The sequence below is a fragment of the Arhodomonas sp. KWT2 genome (assembly GCF_041949875.1).
GTDB lineage: Bacteria > Pseudomonadota > Gammaproteobacteria > Nitrococcales > Nitrococcaceae > Arhodomonas > Arhodomonas aquaeolei.
On record NZ_JBHFPQ010000053.1, the window covers coordinates 57,573 to 70,862 of the forward strand.

The 13,290-nt window shown below is 69.9% G+C and carries 14 protein-coding genes; 7 read left to right on the forward strand and 7 right to left on the reverse strand.

Features of this window, described 5'->3' with window-relative positions:
- Positions 1–73: 73 nt before the first annotated feature.
- From spoT to ACEZHJ_RS17845, 4 genes are all read right to left on the reverse strand, one after another.
- Positions 74–2,242, reverse strand: coding sequence for a bifunctional GTP diphosphokinase/guanosine-3',5'-bis pyrophosphate 3'-pyrophosphohydrolase (gene spoT, locus ACEZHJ_RS17830; RefSeq protein WP_018718677.1), 2,169 nt, complete (start codon positions 2,240–2,242; stop codon positions 74–76).
- Positions 2,243–2,257: 15 nt separating this feature from the next.
- Positions 2,258–2,539, reverse strand: a complete 282-nt coding sequence (gene rpoZ, locus ACEZHJ_RS17835; RefSeq protein ID WP_018718676.1) for a DNA-directed RNA polymerase subunit omega — start codon at positions 2,537–2,539, stop codon at positions 2,258–2,260.
- Between the two features lie 83 nt (positions 2,540–2,622).
- On the reverse strand, positions 2,623–3,243 hold the full coding sequence (gene gmk / locus ACEZHJ_RS17840; RefSeq protein WP_018718675.1) for a guanylate kinase: 621 nt from the start codon (positions 3,241–3,243) through the stop codon (positions 2,623–2,625).
- 1 nt (position 3,244) lies between these two features.
- Complete coding sequence (locus tag ACEZHJ_RS17845) at positions 3,245–4,099, reverse strand: YicC/YloC family endoribonuclease (protein WP_018718674.1); 855 nt, start codon at positions 4,097–4,099, stop codon at positions 3,245–3,247.
- 140 nt (positions 4,100–4,239) lie between these two features.
- On the opposite strand from ACEZHJ_RS17845, the gene rph reads away from it, so the two are divergent.
- Genes rph through ACEZHJ_RS17865 form a run of 4 tightly spaced genes read left to right on the forward strand, consistent with a single transcriptional unit; the run spans position 4,240 to position 6,933 of the window.
- The gene (gene rph / locus ACEZHJ_RS17850) at positions 4,240–4,959 is read left to right on the forward strand and encodes a ribonuclease PH (protein ID WP_018718673.1); all 720 of its coding nucleotides are present in this window, start codon (positions 4,240–4,242) and stop codon (positions 4,957–4,959) included.
- 26 nt (positions 4,960–4,985) lie between these two features.
- Positions 4,986–5,597, forward strand: coding sequence for an RdgB/HAM1 family non-canonical purine NTP pyrophosphatase (gene rdgB / locus ACEZHJ_RS17855; RefSeq protein WP_018718672.1), 612 nt, complete (start codon positions 4,986–4,988; stop codon positions 5,595–5,597).
- Positions 5,594–6,739 carry a radical SAM family heme chaperone HemW gene (gene hemW, locus ACEZHJ_RS17860; protein ID WP_163138802.1) on the forward strand — a complete coding sequence of 382 codons (1,146 nt, stop codon included), beginning with the start codon at positions 5,594–5,596 and terminating at the stop codon, positions 6,737–6,739. The genes rdgB and hemW overlap by 4 nt, the downstream gene beginning before the upstream one ends.
- A complete protein-coding gene (locus tag ACEZHJ_RS17865; protein ID WP_018718670.1) occupies positions 6,736–6,933 on the forward strand; it encodes a CPXCG motif-containing cysteine-rich protein in 198 nt (65 codons plus the stop codon). The genes hemW and ACEZHJ_RS17865 overlap by 4 nt, the downstream gene beginning before the upstream one ends.
- An 11-nt stretch (positions 6,934–6,944) precedes the next feature.
- Here the strand turns inward: ACEZHJ_RS17865 and ACEZHJ_RS17870 are convergent, their stop codons facing one another.
- Positions 6,945–7,322 carry a SirB2 family protein gene (locus ACEZHJ_RS17870; protein ID WP_018718669.1) on the reverse strand — a complete coding sequence of 126 codons (378 nt, stop codon included), beginning with the start codon at positions 7,320–7,322 and terminating at the stop codon, positions 6,945–6,947.
- A gap of 319 nt (positions 7,323–7,641) precedes the next feature.
- Between ACEZHJ_RS17870 and ACEZHJ_RS17875 the strand changes: the two genes are divergently transcribed.
- From ACEZHJ_RS17875 to ACEZHJ_RS17885, 3 genes are all read left to right on the forward strand, one after another.
- On the forward strand, positions 7,642–7,977 hold the full coding sequence (locus ACEZHJ_RS17875; protein ID WP_163138803.1) for a DUF3135 domain-containing protein: 336 nt from the start codon (positions 7,642–7,644) through the stop codon (positions 7,975–7,977).
- A 112-nt stretch (positions 7,978–8,089) separates the two neighbouring features.
- Entirely contained in the window at positions 8,090–8,347 is a 258-nt protein-coding gene (locus ACEZHJ_RS17880; protein WP_018718667.1) for a type B 50S ribosomal protein L31, read from the forward strand.
- 341 nt (positions 8,348–8,688) lie between these two features.
- Positions 8,689–9,987, forward strand: coding sequence for a citrate synthase (locus tag ACEZHJ_RS17885; RefSeq protein ID WP_163138804.1), 1,299 nt, complete (start codon positions 8,689–8,691; stop codon positions 9,985–9,987).
- A gap of 78 nt (positions 9,988–10,065) precedes the next feature.
- On the opposite strand, the gene ACEZHJ_RS17890 is transcribed toward ACEZHJ_RS17885, so the two are convergent.
- Both ACEZHJ_RS17890 and ACEZHJ_RS17895 read right to left on the reverse strand, forming a co-directional pair.
- Positions 10,066–10,692, reverse strand: coding sequence for a hypothetical protein (locus ACEZHJ_RS17890; RefSeq protein ID WP_163138805.1), 627 nt, complete (start codon positions 10,690–10,692; stop codon positions 10,066–10,068).
- Positions 10,693–10,699: 7 nt separating this feature from the next.
- Positions 10,700–13,171: a penicillin-binding protein 1A gene (locus ACEZHJ_RS17895; protein WP_375036751.1), complete on the reverse strand. Its 2,472-nt coding sequence runs from the start codon at positions 13,169–13,171 to the stop codon at positions 10,700–10,702.
- Positions 13,172–13,290 lie beyond the last annotated feature (119 nt).

Sequence of the window (13,290 nt, forward strand, 5' to 3'; positions counted from 1 at the left end):
ATAGTGGGCACGGCAACGCGCCACGGGCAAGCAAGCATAGCCAGCGTGGGGCCGCCGGCTCAAACACCGCGGCTCACCCGCGGCGGCGGCTGATGCGCAGCACCGAGTTGAGCCCGCGCAGCCGGCGCATGATCCGGGCGAGGTGGACACGATCACGCACGGAGATGGTCACGCGGATGGTGGCGATCATCCCCTCCTTCTCCTCCTGGTCCACGGCCTCGATGTTGGAGTCCAGCTCGGAGACGGTGGCGGCGACACTCGCCAGCACGCCGCGCTTGTTGACCACGTCCACCGCGAGGGTGACCGGGAACTCGCCCCCCACCGACTCGTCCCACTGCACATCCAGCCACTTCTCCGGGTGGTTACGGTAGTCGCGGATGTTGTTGCAGTCGCGGTGATGGATCACCACGCCGCGGCCGGCGCTGACGAAGCCGACGATGGGATCGCCGGGGATCGGCCGGCAGCAGCGCGCGAAGGTAACCACGGCACCCTCGGTGCCACGCACCGTGAACGAGCCGCTGCCCGGGCGCTGGCGCTCGCCGGCGTCCTCGGTGTTCAGGCCGGAGAGACGCTGGGCCACCAGCCAGGGCATGCGCTGGCCGAGGCCCACGTCGCGCAGCACGGTCTCCAGGTCGGGCGCGCCGAGCGAGGCCAGTGCGGCATTGACCCGCTCCTCGCCCAGGTCCTCCAGCTCGATCTCGAAGGCCTGCAGGGCCTGGCTCACCAGGCGCCGCCCGAGGCTGACGGCCTCGGCGCCGCGCAGGCGCTTGAGGCTGTGACGGATGGCGGTACGCGCCTTGGCCGTGACCACGAAGTCCAGCCACGCGGGGTTCGGCCGTGCCACCGGGGCGGTGATCACCTCCACGGTCTGACCGGTCTCCAGCGGCGTGCGCAGCGGTGTCAGGCGGTGGTCCACCATGGCCGCGATGCAGGCGTCGCCGATGTCGGAGTGCACGCCGTAGGCGAAGTCCACCACGGTCGCCCCGCGGGGCAGCTCCATGATGTCTCCGGAGGGCGTGAACACGTAGATCTCGTCCGGCAGCAGGTCGATCTTGACGTTCTCGATGAACTCCAGCGAGTTGCCCGCCGCGCGCTGCATCTCCAGCAGCCCCCGTACCCACTCGCGGGCCCGGGCGTGCGCCACGTGGCTCGCCTGCTCCGCCTCCTTGTAGAGCCAGTGCGCGGCGATGCCGGCCTCGGCTACCTTGTCCATCTCCTCGGTGCGGATCTGCACCTCGATGCGCATGCGCCGGGGGCCGAGCAGCGTCGTGTGCAGGGACTGGTAGCCATTCGCCTTGGGGATGGCGATGTAGTCCTTGATGCGCCCGGGCAAGGGCTTGTAGAGCTGGTGGAGCACGCCGAGCACGCGGTAGCAGGTGTCCACGTCGCCGACGATCAGGCGGAAGCCGTAGACGTCGAAGACGTCGTGGAAGCTCGCGTGCTTGTGGCGCATCTTCTGGTAGATGCTCCACAGGTGCTTCTCGCGGCCCTCGACCCGGCCCTCGATGCCCGCCTCGGCGAGGCGCTCCTCCAGGGTCTCCCGGACCTTGGAGATGACCTCGCGGCGGTTGCCCCGCTGGCGCCGGACCTTCTCCTTGAGCACCCGGTAGCGCATGGGATAGAGCGCGGCGAAGCCGAGCTCGTCGAGCTCGACGCGCAGGGTGTTGATACCCAGGCGCTGGGCGATCGGGGCATAGATCTCGAGGGTCTCGCGGGCGATACGCCAGCGCTTGTGCGGCGGCATCACCCAGATCGTGCGCATGTTGTGGAGCCGGTCGGCGAGCTTGATGAGGATGACCCGGATGTCCTGGGACATCGCGAGCACCATCTTGCGGAAGTTCTCCGCCTGGGCCTCGGCCTTGCTCTTGAAGTTGATCTGGGTGAGCTTCGAGACGCCGTCCACCAGCTCGGCGACCTCCTCGCCGAAGCGCTCGGCGAGCTCCGCCTTGGCGGTGGGCGTGTCCTCGATCACGTCGTGGAGGATCGCCGCCACCAGGCTCTCGGTGTCGAGCCGCATCCCCGCGAGGATCTTGGCGACATCCAGCGGATGGGTGATGTAGGGCTCGCCGGAGAGCCGGCGCTGGCCGCGATGGGCCTCCGCGCCGAAGCGGTACGCCTCGTAGACGAGGTTGATCTGCGCCGGCGAGAGGTAGGACTCCAGCGTCGCGCACAGATCGGCAGCACGCGCGGCGGGATCAACGGCCGCGACGCTCCGCTCGACCACCGCCTCGCCGCTGCTCATGGACGCACTCCCCGGTTACTCGCCGGGCGGCTGCTGCTCGATCTCGCCGGCACGCTGCTCGATCTCGGCCTCGGCGGACTCCACGGCGGCCTCGGCCTCCTGGGCGTCCAGCATCTGCGCATTCACGCGTGCCTCGGCAATCTCACGCAGGGCGACAACGCTGGGCTTGTCGTTCTCCCAGTCGACGAACGGCTGGCGGCCCCGCTCGAGCTGACGCGCCCGGCGGGTGGCGAGCAGGACGAGATCGAAACGGTTCTCGACGTGCTCGAGGCAGTCTTCAACGGTCACACGCGCCATTCAGCGCACCTCCAACGTTAACCGGTCAATCAATATATTACGAAACGATTCTAGCCCCCGGACGGGGCCGGCAGAAAGCCCTTTCATCCCCCGTCGGGCAGCAGCGTCGCGATCGCCTCCGCATGCCGGACGCGCTGACGCGACAGCCGCAGGCGCGCAGCGCGCACGATCGCGGCAAGGTCCGCGAGGGCGTGATCGAAGACCTCGTTGATCACGAGGTAGTCGAACTCGTGGTAGTGGGCCATCTCGGCCTCCGCGGCCCGCATGCGCGAGGCGATGACCTCGTCACTGTCCTGGCCGCGGCCACGCAGGCGCCGCTCGAGCTCCCGGCGCGAGGGCGGCAGCACGAAGATGGAGACCGTCCCCGGCATCAGCGTGCGGACCTGGCGGGCCCCCTGCCAGTCGATCTCCAGGATGACGTCGCGCCCCGCGGCGAGCTCCCGCTCCACCGCGGTACGGGTGGTCCCGTAGCGGTTGCCGAACACCTCCGCATGCTCCAGGAACTCCCCGTCCGCGACCAGCGCCGCGAAGTCCTCCTCGCCGACGAAGTGGTAATCCTCGCCGTCGGTCTCGCCCTCGCGGCGCGGCCGGGTCGTGTGGGAGACGGACACGGCGATCGCCGGGTCGTCGTCACGCAACGCCCGGACCAGGCTCGTCTTGCCGCCACCCGAGGGCGCGGCGATGATGAACAGCGTTCCGCTCATGCTACTCGATGTTCTGCACCTGCTCGCGCATCTGCTCGATGAGCACCTTCATGTCCACCGCCGCGCGCGTGGTCTCGGCATCGCCGGACTTCGACGACAGGGTGTTGGCCTCGCGGTTGAGCTCCTGCATCAGGAAGTCCAGACGCCGCCCCACCGGGTCGTCACGCTCAAGCACCGAGCGAACCTCGCTGACGTGGGCATCCAGGCGCTCGAGCTCCTCGTCGACATCCATGCGCTGGGCGATGTAGACGAGCTCCTGCTCCAGCCGGCCCGGGTCGGCGTTTCCGGCGATGTCGTCCAGCCGCCGCTGCAGGCGCTCGCGCACCTCCTGGTTGACCGCCTCGCGGCGGCCGCGCACGACGCGCGCCAGCTCGGCGACGCCGGCGGCACGCTCGGCGATCACCGCGGAGAGCCGTTCACCCTCACCCTCGCGCACCCGCACGAGCTCGTCCAGCGCGTCATCGAGGAGCGCCAGCGCCGCGGCCGCCACGGGCTCCAGGTCCCGCTCGGTCTCGGCGACCACGCCCGGCATGCCGAGCACCTCCAGCGGCGAGACCGGCGCCGGCTCCGAGAGCCGCTCGGCGATACGCTCGCAGGCCACGACCACCTGCTCGGTGTAGCCCCAGTCGATCGCGAGCTCGCCACCGCCGCCCTTGGGCGGACGGTAGCGCAGGGTCGCCTCCACCTTGCCGCGCGACAGCCGCGCGGCGACGCGCTCGCGCAGCGCGCCCTCGAGGAAACGCAGGTCCTCCGGCAGGCGTGGCGAGATATCGAGATACCGGTGATTGACGGTACGCAGCTCCCAGGTGAGGCTGCCCCATTCACCCTCCGCATCCCGTCGCGCGAAGGCGGTCATGCTCCGTATCATCGCCCGCTGCCCCACTGACCGTTAAACGATCAATGGTACCCCTTACGCCCCCGGGAAAAAACCGCTGCGGGAGCCGGGTGTGTTAGGCTCTGCCACCCTTCAAATCAACCCGACCCAAGGGGATGACCATGCAGCGACCGAGTCGCCGCCAGCCCGACGAAGGGCGCACGGTGCGCTTCACCCGCAACTTCACCCGCCATGCCGAGGGCTCCGTGCTGGTGGAGTTCGGCGACACCCGCGTGCTCTGCACCGCCTCGGTCGAGGAGCGCATCCCGCCGTGGCTGCGCGGCAGCGGCAAGGGCTGGGTCACCGCCGAGTACGGCATGCTGCCCCGCGCCACCGGCACCCGCAACGACCGCGAGGCCGCCCGCGGGCGCCAGCAGGGCCGCACCATCGAGATCCAGCGGCTGATCGGCCGTGCCCTGCGCGCCAGCGTCGACCTGGAGGCCCTGGGCGAGCGCCGGGTGGTGATCGACTGCGACGTCATCCAGGCCGACGGCGGCACCCGCACCGCGGCCATCACCGGCGGCTACGTCGCCCTGGCGGACGCCATGCGCGGGCTCGCCCGCAGCGGCCGCGTGCGGCGCAACCCGCTCGTCGGCCAGGTGGCGGCGGTATCGGTGGGCATCTACCGTGGCGAGCCGGTGCTGGACCTGGACTACGCCGAGGACTCCGACGCCGAGACGGACATGAACGTGGTCATGAACGAGGCCGGCGGGCTGATCGAGATCCAGGGCACCGCTGAGGGCCACGCCTTCCGTCGCGACGAGCTCGATGCCATGCTCGCCCTGGCGGAGAAGGGCATTGCGGCGCTCATCGACGGCCAGCGCGAGGCCCTCGCCGAGTAACGGGACCCACGGGAGCCGCACGGACCATGAGCGACGACACCCTGCTGGTGCTGGCCAGCAACAACCCGGGCAAGGCCCGCGAGATCGAAGCGCTGCTCGCCCCGGTGGGCGTGCGTCTGGTGCCGCAGTCGTTCTACTACGTCCCCGAGGCCGAGGAGACCGGGCTCACCTTCGTCGAGAACGCGATCATCAAGGCGCGCAATGCCTGCGCCCACACCGGGCGGCCGGCGATCGCCGACGACTCCGGCCTCGAGGTGGACGGGCTCGACGGCGCCCCCGGCGTGCGCTCGGCCCGCTTCGCCGGCGAGGACGCCGACGACGCGGCCAACAACCAGCGCCTGCTCGACGAGCTCTGCGACCTCCCGGAGGCCGCGCGCCGCGCGCGCTTCCGCTGCGTGGTCGTGTGCATGCGCCACGCCGGGGACCCGACCCCGCTGATCTGCGAGGGCAGCTGGGAGGGCCGGATCCTGGAGACCCCGCGGGGCGAGGCCGGCTTCGGCTACGACCCGCTGTTCTTCGTCCCGGAACTCGGCGCCACCGCCGCCGAGCTCGAGGCATCGGCAAAGAACCGCCACAGCCATCGCGCCCGCGCCCTGGCGGCGCTGCGCGAACGCCTGGGCGCGTACCTCGGGCAATGACGCCACCACCCCTCGGGCTCTACGTCCACCTACCCTGGTGCGTGCGCAAGTGCCCGTACTGCGACTTCAACTCCCACCCCCTGCACGGCACGCTGCCGGTGGACGACTACCTGGCGGCGCTGCTGCGGGACGCCGACGAGGAGGCGGTCGCCGCCGGCGGCCGGCGCGTGGAGACCGTGTTCATCGGCGGCGGCACGCCAAGCCTGTTCCCGCCGGAGGCCATCGGCCGGCTGCTCGCCGGCCTCGGCGAGCGCCTGGCGCTGAGCCCGACGGCGGAGATCACCCTGGAGGCGAACCCCGGTACCGCCGAGACCGGCCGCTTCGCCGCCTACCGGGAGGCCGGCGTGACCCGTGTCTCCCTCGGCGTACAGAGCCTCGACGCCGCCCAGCTGCACACGCTCGGGCGCATCCACGGGCCGGACGAGGCGCGCGCCGCCGCCCGCGAGCTTGCCGCCGCGGGGCTCGCCAGCCACAACCTCGACCTCATGTACGCCCTGCCGGGGCAGACGCCGGAGACGGCCGAGGCGGACGCCCGGGCACTGATCGCGCTGGACGCCCCGCACCTGTCCTGCTATCAGCTCACCCTGGAGCCCGGCACCGCGTTCGCCGCGCGCCCGCCGGCGTTGCCGGACGAGGACGCGGCCTTCGACATCCAGGAGCGCGTCCACGCGCGCCTGCGCGAGGCGGGCTACCGGCGCTACGAGGTGTCCGCGTGGTCCCGGCCGGGGCACGAGTGCCGGCACAACCTCAACTACTGGCGCTTCGGTGACTACCTCGCCATCGGCGCCGGCGCCCACGGCAAGCTCACCCTAGCCGACGGCACGATCCGGCGCTACCAGCGCCATCACATGCCGCGCCAGTACATGAGCGCGCCCACGCGGGGCCCGGCCACCTGGCGCGACCTCAACGACGACGAGCGGGTGCTGGAGCTGATGATGAACGCCATGCGCCTGCCGGACGGGATCGCTGCCGGCAGCGCCTGCGAGCGCGCGGGAATGCCGCTGTCGGCGTTCGAGTCCGGACGCGGACGCGCCGTCGCCCTCGGGCTGATGGCGGACGACCCCGATACGCTCCGCCCCACGGAGCGCGGACAGCTGTTCCTCAACGACCTGCTCGCCTGCTTCCTGCCGGAGCCCTCATGACCGCGATGACCGAGGAGATCACCATCGAGTGCCCCTACTGCGGCGAGCCCGTGACCACCCTGGTGGACTGGTCGGCGGGCGCCCAGACCTACATCGAGGACTGCCAGGTGTGCTGCCGCCCCATCGAGTTCCGGCTCGCGCTCACCCCGGACGGCCAGCCCGAACGCGTGGACGTCGCCCGCGACGACGACTGAGCCGGCGGCCGTCAGAATGGCCAGGGCGAGCGTGTCAGCGCCGTGTGCACGATGTAGGCGAAGACCACCAGCGCACCCGCAAACGCCGTCAGCCGGACGCCGAAGGTCCGCCCGCGCTTGAGTGCGATCGTCCCGAGGGCGATGTAGGCCAACAGCCCCACGATCTTCGCCGTGATCCACGCATGGGGCACCATCGGGTAGCTGTACACGGAGATCGCCAGCCACAGCGCGCTGATCAGCAGCACCGTATCGTTGACGTGGGGCAGGATGCGCACCCAGCGGCGCTGCAGCATCGTTGAACCCGCGATCATCCAGCCCCCGCGCAGCAGGAACAGCGCGAGCGTGATCGCTACGGTGGTGAGATGGATGTGCTTGACCGCCATGTACATCGTCGGCAACTCCCGTGCGTGAGGCCCCGCGTAAAGGCCGGCCAGTATGCCAATCCTGCGGCGCCGCGCCCAGCCACCGCTGGGGCGGGCCGTCCCGGCCGTCCGTCACCCCCGCCCGGGCCGCCGCCCTTGCCCTGTCGCCCCGCTGCTATCTTTTGGGATACGTCTTCCCGGCGGCCCGGTCATGCGTCAGCCGATGGGGCGGGACGCGAGTCGCGCGGCGCAGCCGGGCGACATGCGCGGTGAGTAACGCCGCAGCATCGGCGCCCACATCGGCCCGAAGGGAGCGCTGAGAGGATCATAAGGGGAGGGCTCCGGAATGGGCGGCGAGCGCTTCGATTTCGACGAATGGGCCGAGCTGGCCCGCAGCCGGCCGGAGGCCTTCGAGCACCGCCGGCGGGCGGCCCTGGAGGCGGCCATAATGGCACTACCGGGCCGGCGCACCGTGCGGCTGCGGCGCCTCCAGTGGCGCATCGACCGCGAGCGCGAGCGCGCAGCCAACCCCGTGGACGCCTGCGTGCGTCTGCACCGGATGATGTGGCGCAGCTTTGCCGGCCCCGGCGGACTCACGGAACGGCTCAACGCCCTGGCAGGCGAACCGGCGCCCCCACGGCCGCCGGGCCGGATACTCCCCTTCCCCTCCCGCCGGCGCTGACCGCCGCACGGTGGTTGTCCCCGAGTGACGGATGGACTACCATCGCGCGTTTCCATCGGCTCGCAACCCCCGGGTCGCAGTCCGGGGCCACGCGCAAGATCAAGGTGACGGCATGAAGAAGGACATCCATCCCGAGTACCGCGAAGTGGTCTTCCAGGACCCGTCCGCGGATTTCGCGTTCAAGACCCGCTCCACGGTCCGGACCGAGGAGACGATCACCTGGGAGGACGGCCAGGAGTATCCGCTGGTCCGCGTCGAGGTCTCCAGCAAGAGCCATCCGTTCTTCACCGGCAAGCAGCGCGTGCTCTCCAGCGGCGGCCGGGTGGACCAGTTCCGCAAGCGCTACGGAAACATGGCCAAGGGCAAGTAAGCCGGCCCTCCGGATCCCGGAGAGAAAGGGGTGCCACCAGGGTGGCGCCCCTTTTTTTCGTACCCGCCCCGCGATCATCACCTAATCTGGCGGTTAAGCTTCCCGCTTATTGGGATTATTGATAGTATCTCCGCGGCCCTGTCCTGACGGCCCGCCGCTGCCCTCATCCCTCAGCCCCACGGGAGCCGGCCGGCGCCGGTCGTTGAGCCTCGTCGACGCGCCCCCGGGCGAAGTCGTCACCACATGCGGGACACCGGCGTCCAGCGCCGGCGCGGGCGACGCCGCGTTTCACGCGGAGCGAGCCGCAGCACCGGGCGCCGTACCAATCAGGAGTGCTATCCATGTCCGAGAAGACCGTCACGCTGACCGACAACAGCACGGGAGAGAAGGTGGATTTCCCCGTGCGTGAGGGGACCCATGGTCCGGACGTGATCGACATCAAGGCGCTGTATCAGCAGACCAGCCGGTTCACCTACGACCCCGGCTTCACCTCCACGGCCAGCTGCCGCAGCGACATCACCTTCATCGACGGCGACAAGGGGACACTGCTCTACCGCGGCTACCCGATCGACCAGCTCGCCGAGCAGAGCTCGTTCCTAGAGGTCTCCTACCTGCTGCTCAACGGGGAGCTGCCGCGCCAGGGCGAGCTCGAGGGATTCTCCGAGTCCATCACCCGGCACACGATGGTCAACGAGAGCCTGAAGAACTTCTTCAACGGCTTTCACTACAACGCCCACCCGATGGCGATGCTCACCGGCGTGGTCGGCTCCCTGTCGGCGTTCTACCACGACACCATCGACATCAATGACCCGGAGAACCGCACCCTGTGCGCCCACCGGATCATCGCCAAGATGCCGACCATCGCCGCGGCGGCGTTCAAGCACATGATGGGCGAGCCCTTCGTCTATCCGCAGAACCACCTCTCCTATACGGGCAACCTGCTGAACATGCTCTTTGCCCGGCCCACCGAGGACTACGAGATCAACCCGGTGGCGGAGAAGGCCCTGGACCAGCTGCTCATCCTCCACGCGGACCACGAGCAGAACGCCAGCACCTCCACGGTTCGGCTCGCCGGCAGCACCGGCACCAATCCCTTTGCCGCCATCGCCTCCGGCTGCGCGGCCCTGTGGGGACCCGCCCACGGCGGCGCCAACGAGGCGGTGCTGAACATGCTCGAGGAGATCGGCGACGTGAAGAACGTGCCGAAGTTCATCGAGAAGGCCAAGGACAAGGACGACCCGTTCCGCCTCATGGGCTTCGGCCACCGGGTCTACAAGAACCACGACCCGCGCGCCACCGTGATCCGCAAGGCCTGCCACGACGTGCTCGCGGAGCTCGGCATGGGCGGCGACCCGCAGCTCGAGCTCGCGATGAAGCTCGAGGAGATCGCGCTGGCCGACGACTACTTCGTCGAGCGCAAGCTCTATCCCAACGTGGACTTCTACTCGGGGATCATCTACCGCGCGCTGGGCATCCCCACGGAGTTCTTCACGGTGCTCTTCGCCCTGGGCCGGACCCCGGGCTGGATCGCGCAGTGGATGGAGATGGTCGCCGATCCGGAGCAGCGTATCGGCCGCCCGCGCCAGCTCTACACCGGTGCGGCGAAACGCGACTACGTGCCGCTGCACCGGCGCACCTGAGCGCCGGCCACGTCCAGGACGACCGTCCGAGAGGCCCGGCACCGCCGGGCCTCTCTCTTTTGGGCGCCCCGCTCCCGGCTACAGCGCCTCCGGCTCCGGCGGGTCCGCGAGCAGGCGCTCGAGCTCGGCGACACCGGCCCGGCGCATCGCCTGGCCGTCTACGTGGCTGTTCGGGGCCTGGCGCAGCCCGCGGCGGTCGAACAGGGTCAGATCGAAGCGCGCATCCCCCGCGGCGAAACGGTAGACCGGCTGGAAGACGTAGCTCTCGCCGAAACGGAAACGCCGCTCGTCGATGTCGAAGGGGATGTCGTTCTCGACCAGGAAGAGCACCAGCTCCTCCGGCGTGTCCGCGAACACGTGCAGGTGCACGTCGGAGAACTCGCCGGCCGTACCGTCAAGCACCCCGCCCACCAGCCGCGGCTCAAAACGGGCGAAAAAGCGCATCGCCTCCAGCGCCGCCTCGCGCAGCGTACGCAGGCGATTGCGCTGGGCCGCGCCGCCGAACAGCCGCTGGTAGTCCTCCACCGCCGCCTGTATCTCGCGGTTCTGCGGCAGGTTACGGGTATCCGGCGCACCCAGCCGTTCAGCGGCCTTGCGCTTGGCGAGCTGGAAATCCTTGACCCCCTGCTCGACCATGATGCGGGCCGCCTCCTGGGTCAGGCGCTCGCGCATGCGTTCGGCGCGGGTAGCCTGTCGTTTCACCATGGCGTACTCAGAACAGTGTCTTGCCACCGCCAGAACCGCTCGACGAGCCGTCCGCGGTGCTACCGTAGCCACCACCGGCATTCGGCGGCTCGCGGTCCGGCACGTTGCCCTCACGGAAATACTCGGTCATCGATTCCGAGCCCTCCCGGGCGACCAGCCCGCTCTCCGGGTTGATGCCGACACTGACGATCCCCGGGGGTTGCGAAAGGGTGGAGGACGGCTCGCCCTCCAGGGCCGCCCCCATGTAGTCGATCCACATCGGCAGCGCTGCCCGGGCACCGGTCTCCGCGCGGCCAAGCGGCCGGGACTCGTCGAAGCCCACCCATGAGGTGGTCACGAGGGAATGATTGAAGCCGGAGAACCAGGCGTCGACCTGATCGTTGGTGGTGCCGGTCTTGCCGGAGAGGTCGTCGCGATCCAGCACCAGGGCTCCACGGCCGGTGCCTTGACGGATCACGTCCTGCATCATGCTGGTTATCAGCCAGGCGTTGTCGGCGGGCAGCACCCGCGGTGCCGGCAGGATGCTCTGCGTTCGCTCGGGTAGCGGCATCACGTCCGCCAGCGCCGTCTGCATCATGCCCTGGTCGGCGGCGGAGCGCGCCGCCCCCTCGGCGGTCACGGCATGACCGCTGGGGCAGCCGTCGTCGCAGACGCGCAGCCGGACCGGCTCGTAGACCACCTCGCCGACATCGTTCTCCACGCGGTCGATGAGGTAAGGGTCCACCAGGTAGCCGCCGTTGGAGAACACGGTATACGCGCGCGCGAGCTGCATCGGGGTGAGGCTCGCGGTGCCCAGCGCGAGTGACAGATTGTGGGGCAGCGCCTCCGGGTCGAGGCCGAAACGCGCGAGATGCGCCAGCGCCGGGCCGATACCCACCCGGCGCAGGACACGGATGGAGACCAGGTTGCGCGAATGGATCAGCGCCTGGCGCAGGCGCGTCGGCCCGTAAAACTTCTGGCTGTAATTCTCCGGACGCCAGGTCGACTCGAGTGACGGGTCATGGAAGACGACCGGCGCATCGTTGACCAGCGTCGCCGGCGTGAAGCCGTTTGCCAGGGCGGCGGAATAGATCAGCGGCTTGAACGCGGACCCGGGCTGACGCCTGGCCTGGAGGACACGGTTAAACTTGGACAGCCCGAAATCGTAGCCGCCCACCAGCGCCTCCACCGCACCGTCCTCCGGGCGCAGCGAGACCAGCGCCCCCTGGGCCTCGGGCACCTGGGCGAGGCGGGGGCCTTCATCGGTATCGCGCACCCGGATGACGTCGCCGCGCTCAAGGACATCCCCCGGTCCGCCGGGCTTCTTACCCACGACCTGGCGGTTCACGAACGGCCGCGCCCAGGCCATCGCATCGAACGGGAGCTGCCACGCCTCCCCACGGTCGGCGGAGACCACGGTCACGGCATCCTCACCGATCCCTGTCACCACCGCGTTGGTCAGGGAGGCCACACCGGGATAGTTGTCATCCAGACGCTCGCGCAACGCCTCGGCGTCCGGGGACTCGCCGAGCTCCCAGTGTCCTGCCGGACCGCGCCAGCCGTGGCGCTCGTCGTAGCCGTGCAGCGCCTTGCGCAAGGCGCTCTGCGCGGCCCGCTGGCGATCGGCACTGATAGTGGTGTAAACCCGGTAGCCGCGGGTGTAGGCGGCCTCCTCGCCGAAACGCTGGACCAGCCGCCGGCGCACCGCCTCGGCCACGTAGGGCGCGGACACTTCGGGGCGCACGCGATGGACCTCGGCAGTGACCGGCGCCTGCCGTGCCTCGCGGTAGGCGCTGTCGTCGATCATGCCCTGCTCGTGCATCCGGCGCAGGACGTAGTTGCGCCGCTCCACCGCGCGATCCGGGTTCGCCACCGGGTTCCAGGCCGACGGCGCCTTGGGCAGCCCGGCGATCATCGCCGTCTCCGCGAGCGTCAGCCCGGAGGGCTTGCGGCCGTAGTAGATCTGCGCGGCCGCGGCCGCCCCGTAGGCGCCCTCGCCCAGATAGATCTTGTTGAGATACAGCGCCATGATCTCCTCCTTCGGGAGGAGTCGGTCGATCTCCAGGGCGAGGAGGATCTCGCGGGCCTTGCGGATGTAGGTCTGCTCCGGCGAGAGGAAGAAGTTGCGCGCCACCTGCATCGTGATGGTGCTGCCGCCCGGCCCCTTCTCACCCGTGCGCACCAGGTGCCAGACCGCGCGCATGATGCCCTGGTAGTCCACGCCCGGATGCTCGAAGAAGCGCTGGTCCTCGGCGGCGATAAAGGCGTTGATCAGCTTCGGAGGGAACTCACCGTAACGCAACGGGATACGCCGCTGACTGCCGAACTCCCCGATCAGCGCCCCGTCCCGCGTGTACACGCGCAGGGGCTGCTGGAACTCCACCTCCCGCAGCCGCTCCACCGGCGGCAGATCGGGGGCGAGGAGATAATAGCCGACGGCGGCGGTGACCACACCGGCGAGCCCCAGCGCCGCGACCGAGGCGAGGGCGTACTTCAACACGCGCAACAGGGATCTCATAGACTATTGCCGTTCCGGGCCGTGGGGTTGAGTCTGCGCCTGAAGCAGGAGTATATCACCGCCTTCCGATACGCCGACGTGCGGGGTTACGCAGCCCGGCA

Coding starts and splice junctions, on each gene's coding strand:
- spoT (WP_018718677.1), bottom strand. CDS start 2,242: ATGAGCAGCGGCGAGGCGGTGGTCGAGCGGAGCGTCGCGGCCGTTGAT.
- rpoZ (WP_018718676.1), bottom strand. CDS start 2,539: ATGGCGCGTGTGACCGTTGAAGACTGCCTCGAGCACGTCGAGAACCGT.
- gmk (WP_018718675.1), bottom strand. CDS start 3,243: ATGAGCGGAACGCTGTTCATCATCGCCGCGCCCTCGGGTGGCGGCAAG.
- ACEZHJ_RS17845 (WP_018718674.1), bottom strand. CDS start 4,099: ATGACCGCCTTCGCGCGACGGGATGCGGAGGGTGAATGGGGCAGCCTC.
- rph (WP_018718673.1), top strand. CDS start 4,240: ATGCAGCGACCGAGTCGCCGCCAGCCCGACGAAGGGCGCACGGTGCGC.
- rdgB (WP_018718672.1), top strand. CDS start 4,986: ATGAGCGACGACACCCTGCTGGTGCTGGCCAGCAACAACCCGGGCAAG.
- hemW (WP_163138802.1), top strand. CDS start 5,594: ATGACGCCACCACCCCTCGGGCTCTACGTCCACCTACCCTGGTGCGTG.
- ACEZHJ_RS17865 (WP_018718670.1), top strand. CDS start 6,736: ATGACCGCGATGACCGAGGAGATCACCATCGAGTGCCCCTACTGCGGC.
- ACEZHJ_RS17870 (WP_018718669.1), bottom strand. CDS start 7,322: ATGTACATGGCGGTCAAGCACATCCATCTCACCACCGTAGCGATCACG.
- ACEZHJ_RS17875 (WP_163138803.1), top strand. CDS start 7,642: ATGGGCGGCGAGCGCTTCGATTTCGACGAATGGGCCGAGCTGGCCCGC.
- ACEZHJ_RS17880 (WP_018718667.1), top strand. CDS start 8,090: ATGAAGAAGGACATCCATCCCGAGTACCGCGAAGTGGTCTTCCAGGAC.
- ACEZHJ_RS17885 (WP_163138804.1), top strand. CDS start 8,689: ATGTCCGAGAAGACCGTCACGCTGACCGACAACAGCACGGGAGAGAAG.
- ACEZHJ_RS17890 (WP_163138805.1), bottom strand. CDS start 10,692: ATGGTGAAACGACAGGCTACCCGCGCCGAACGCATGCGCGAGCGCCTG.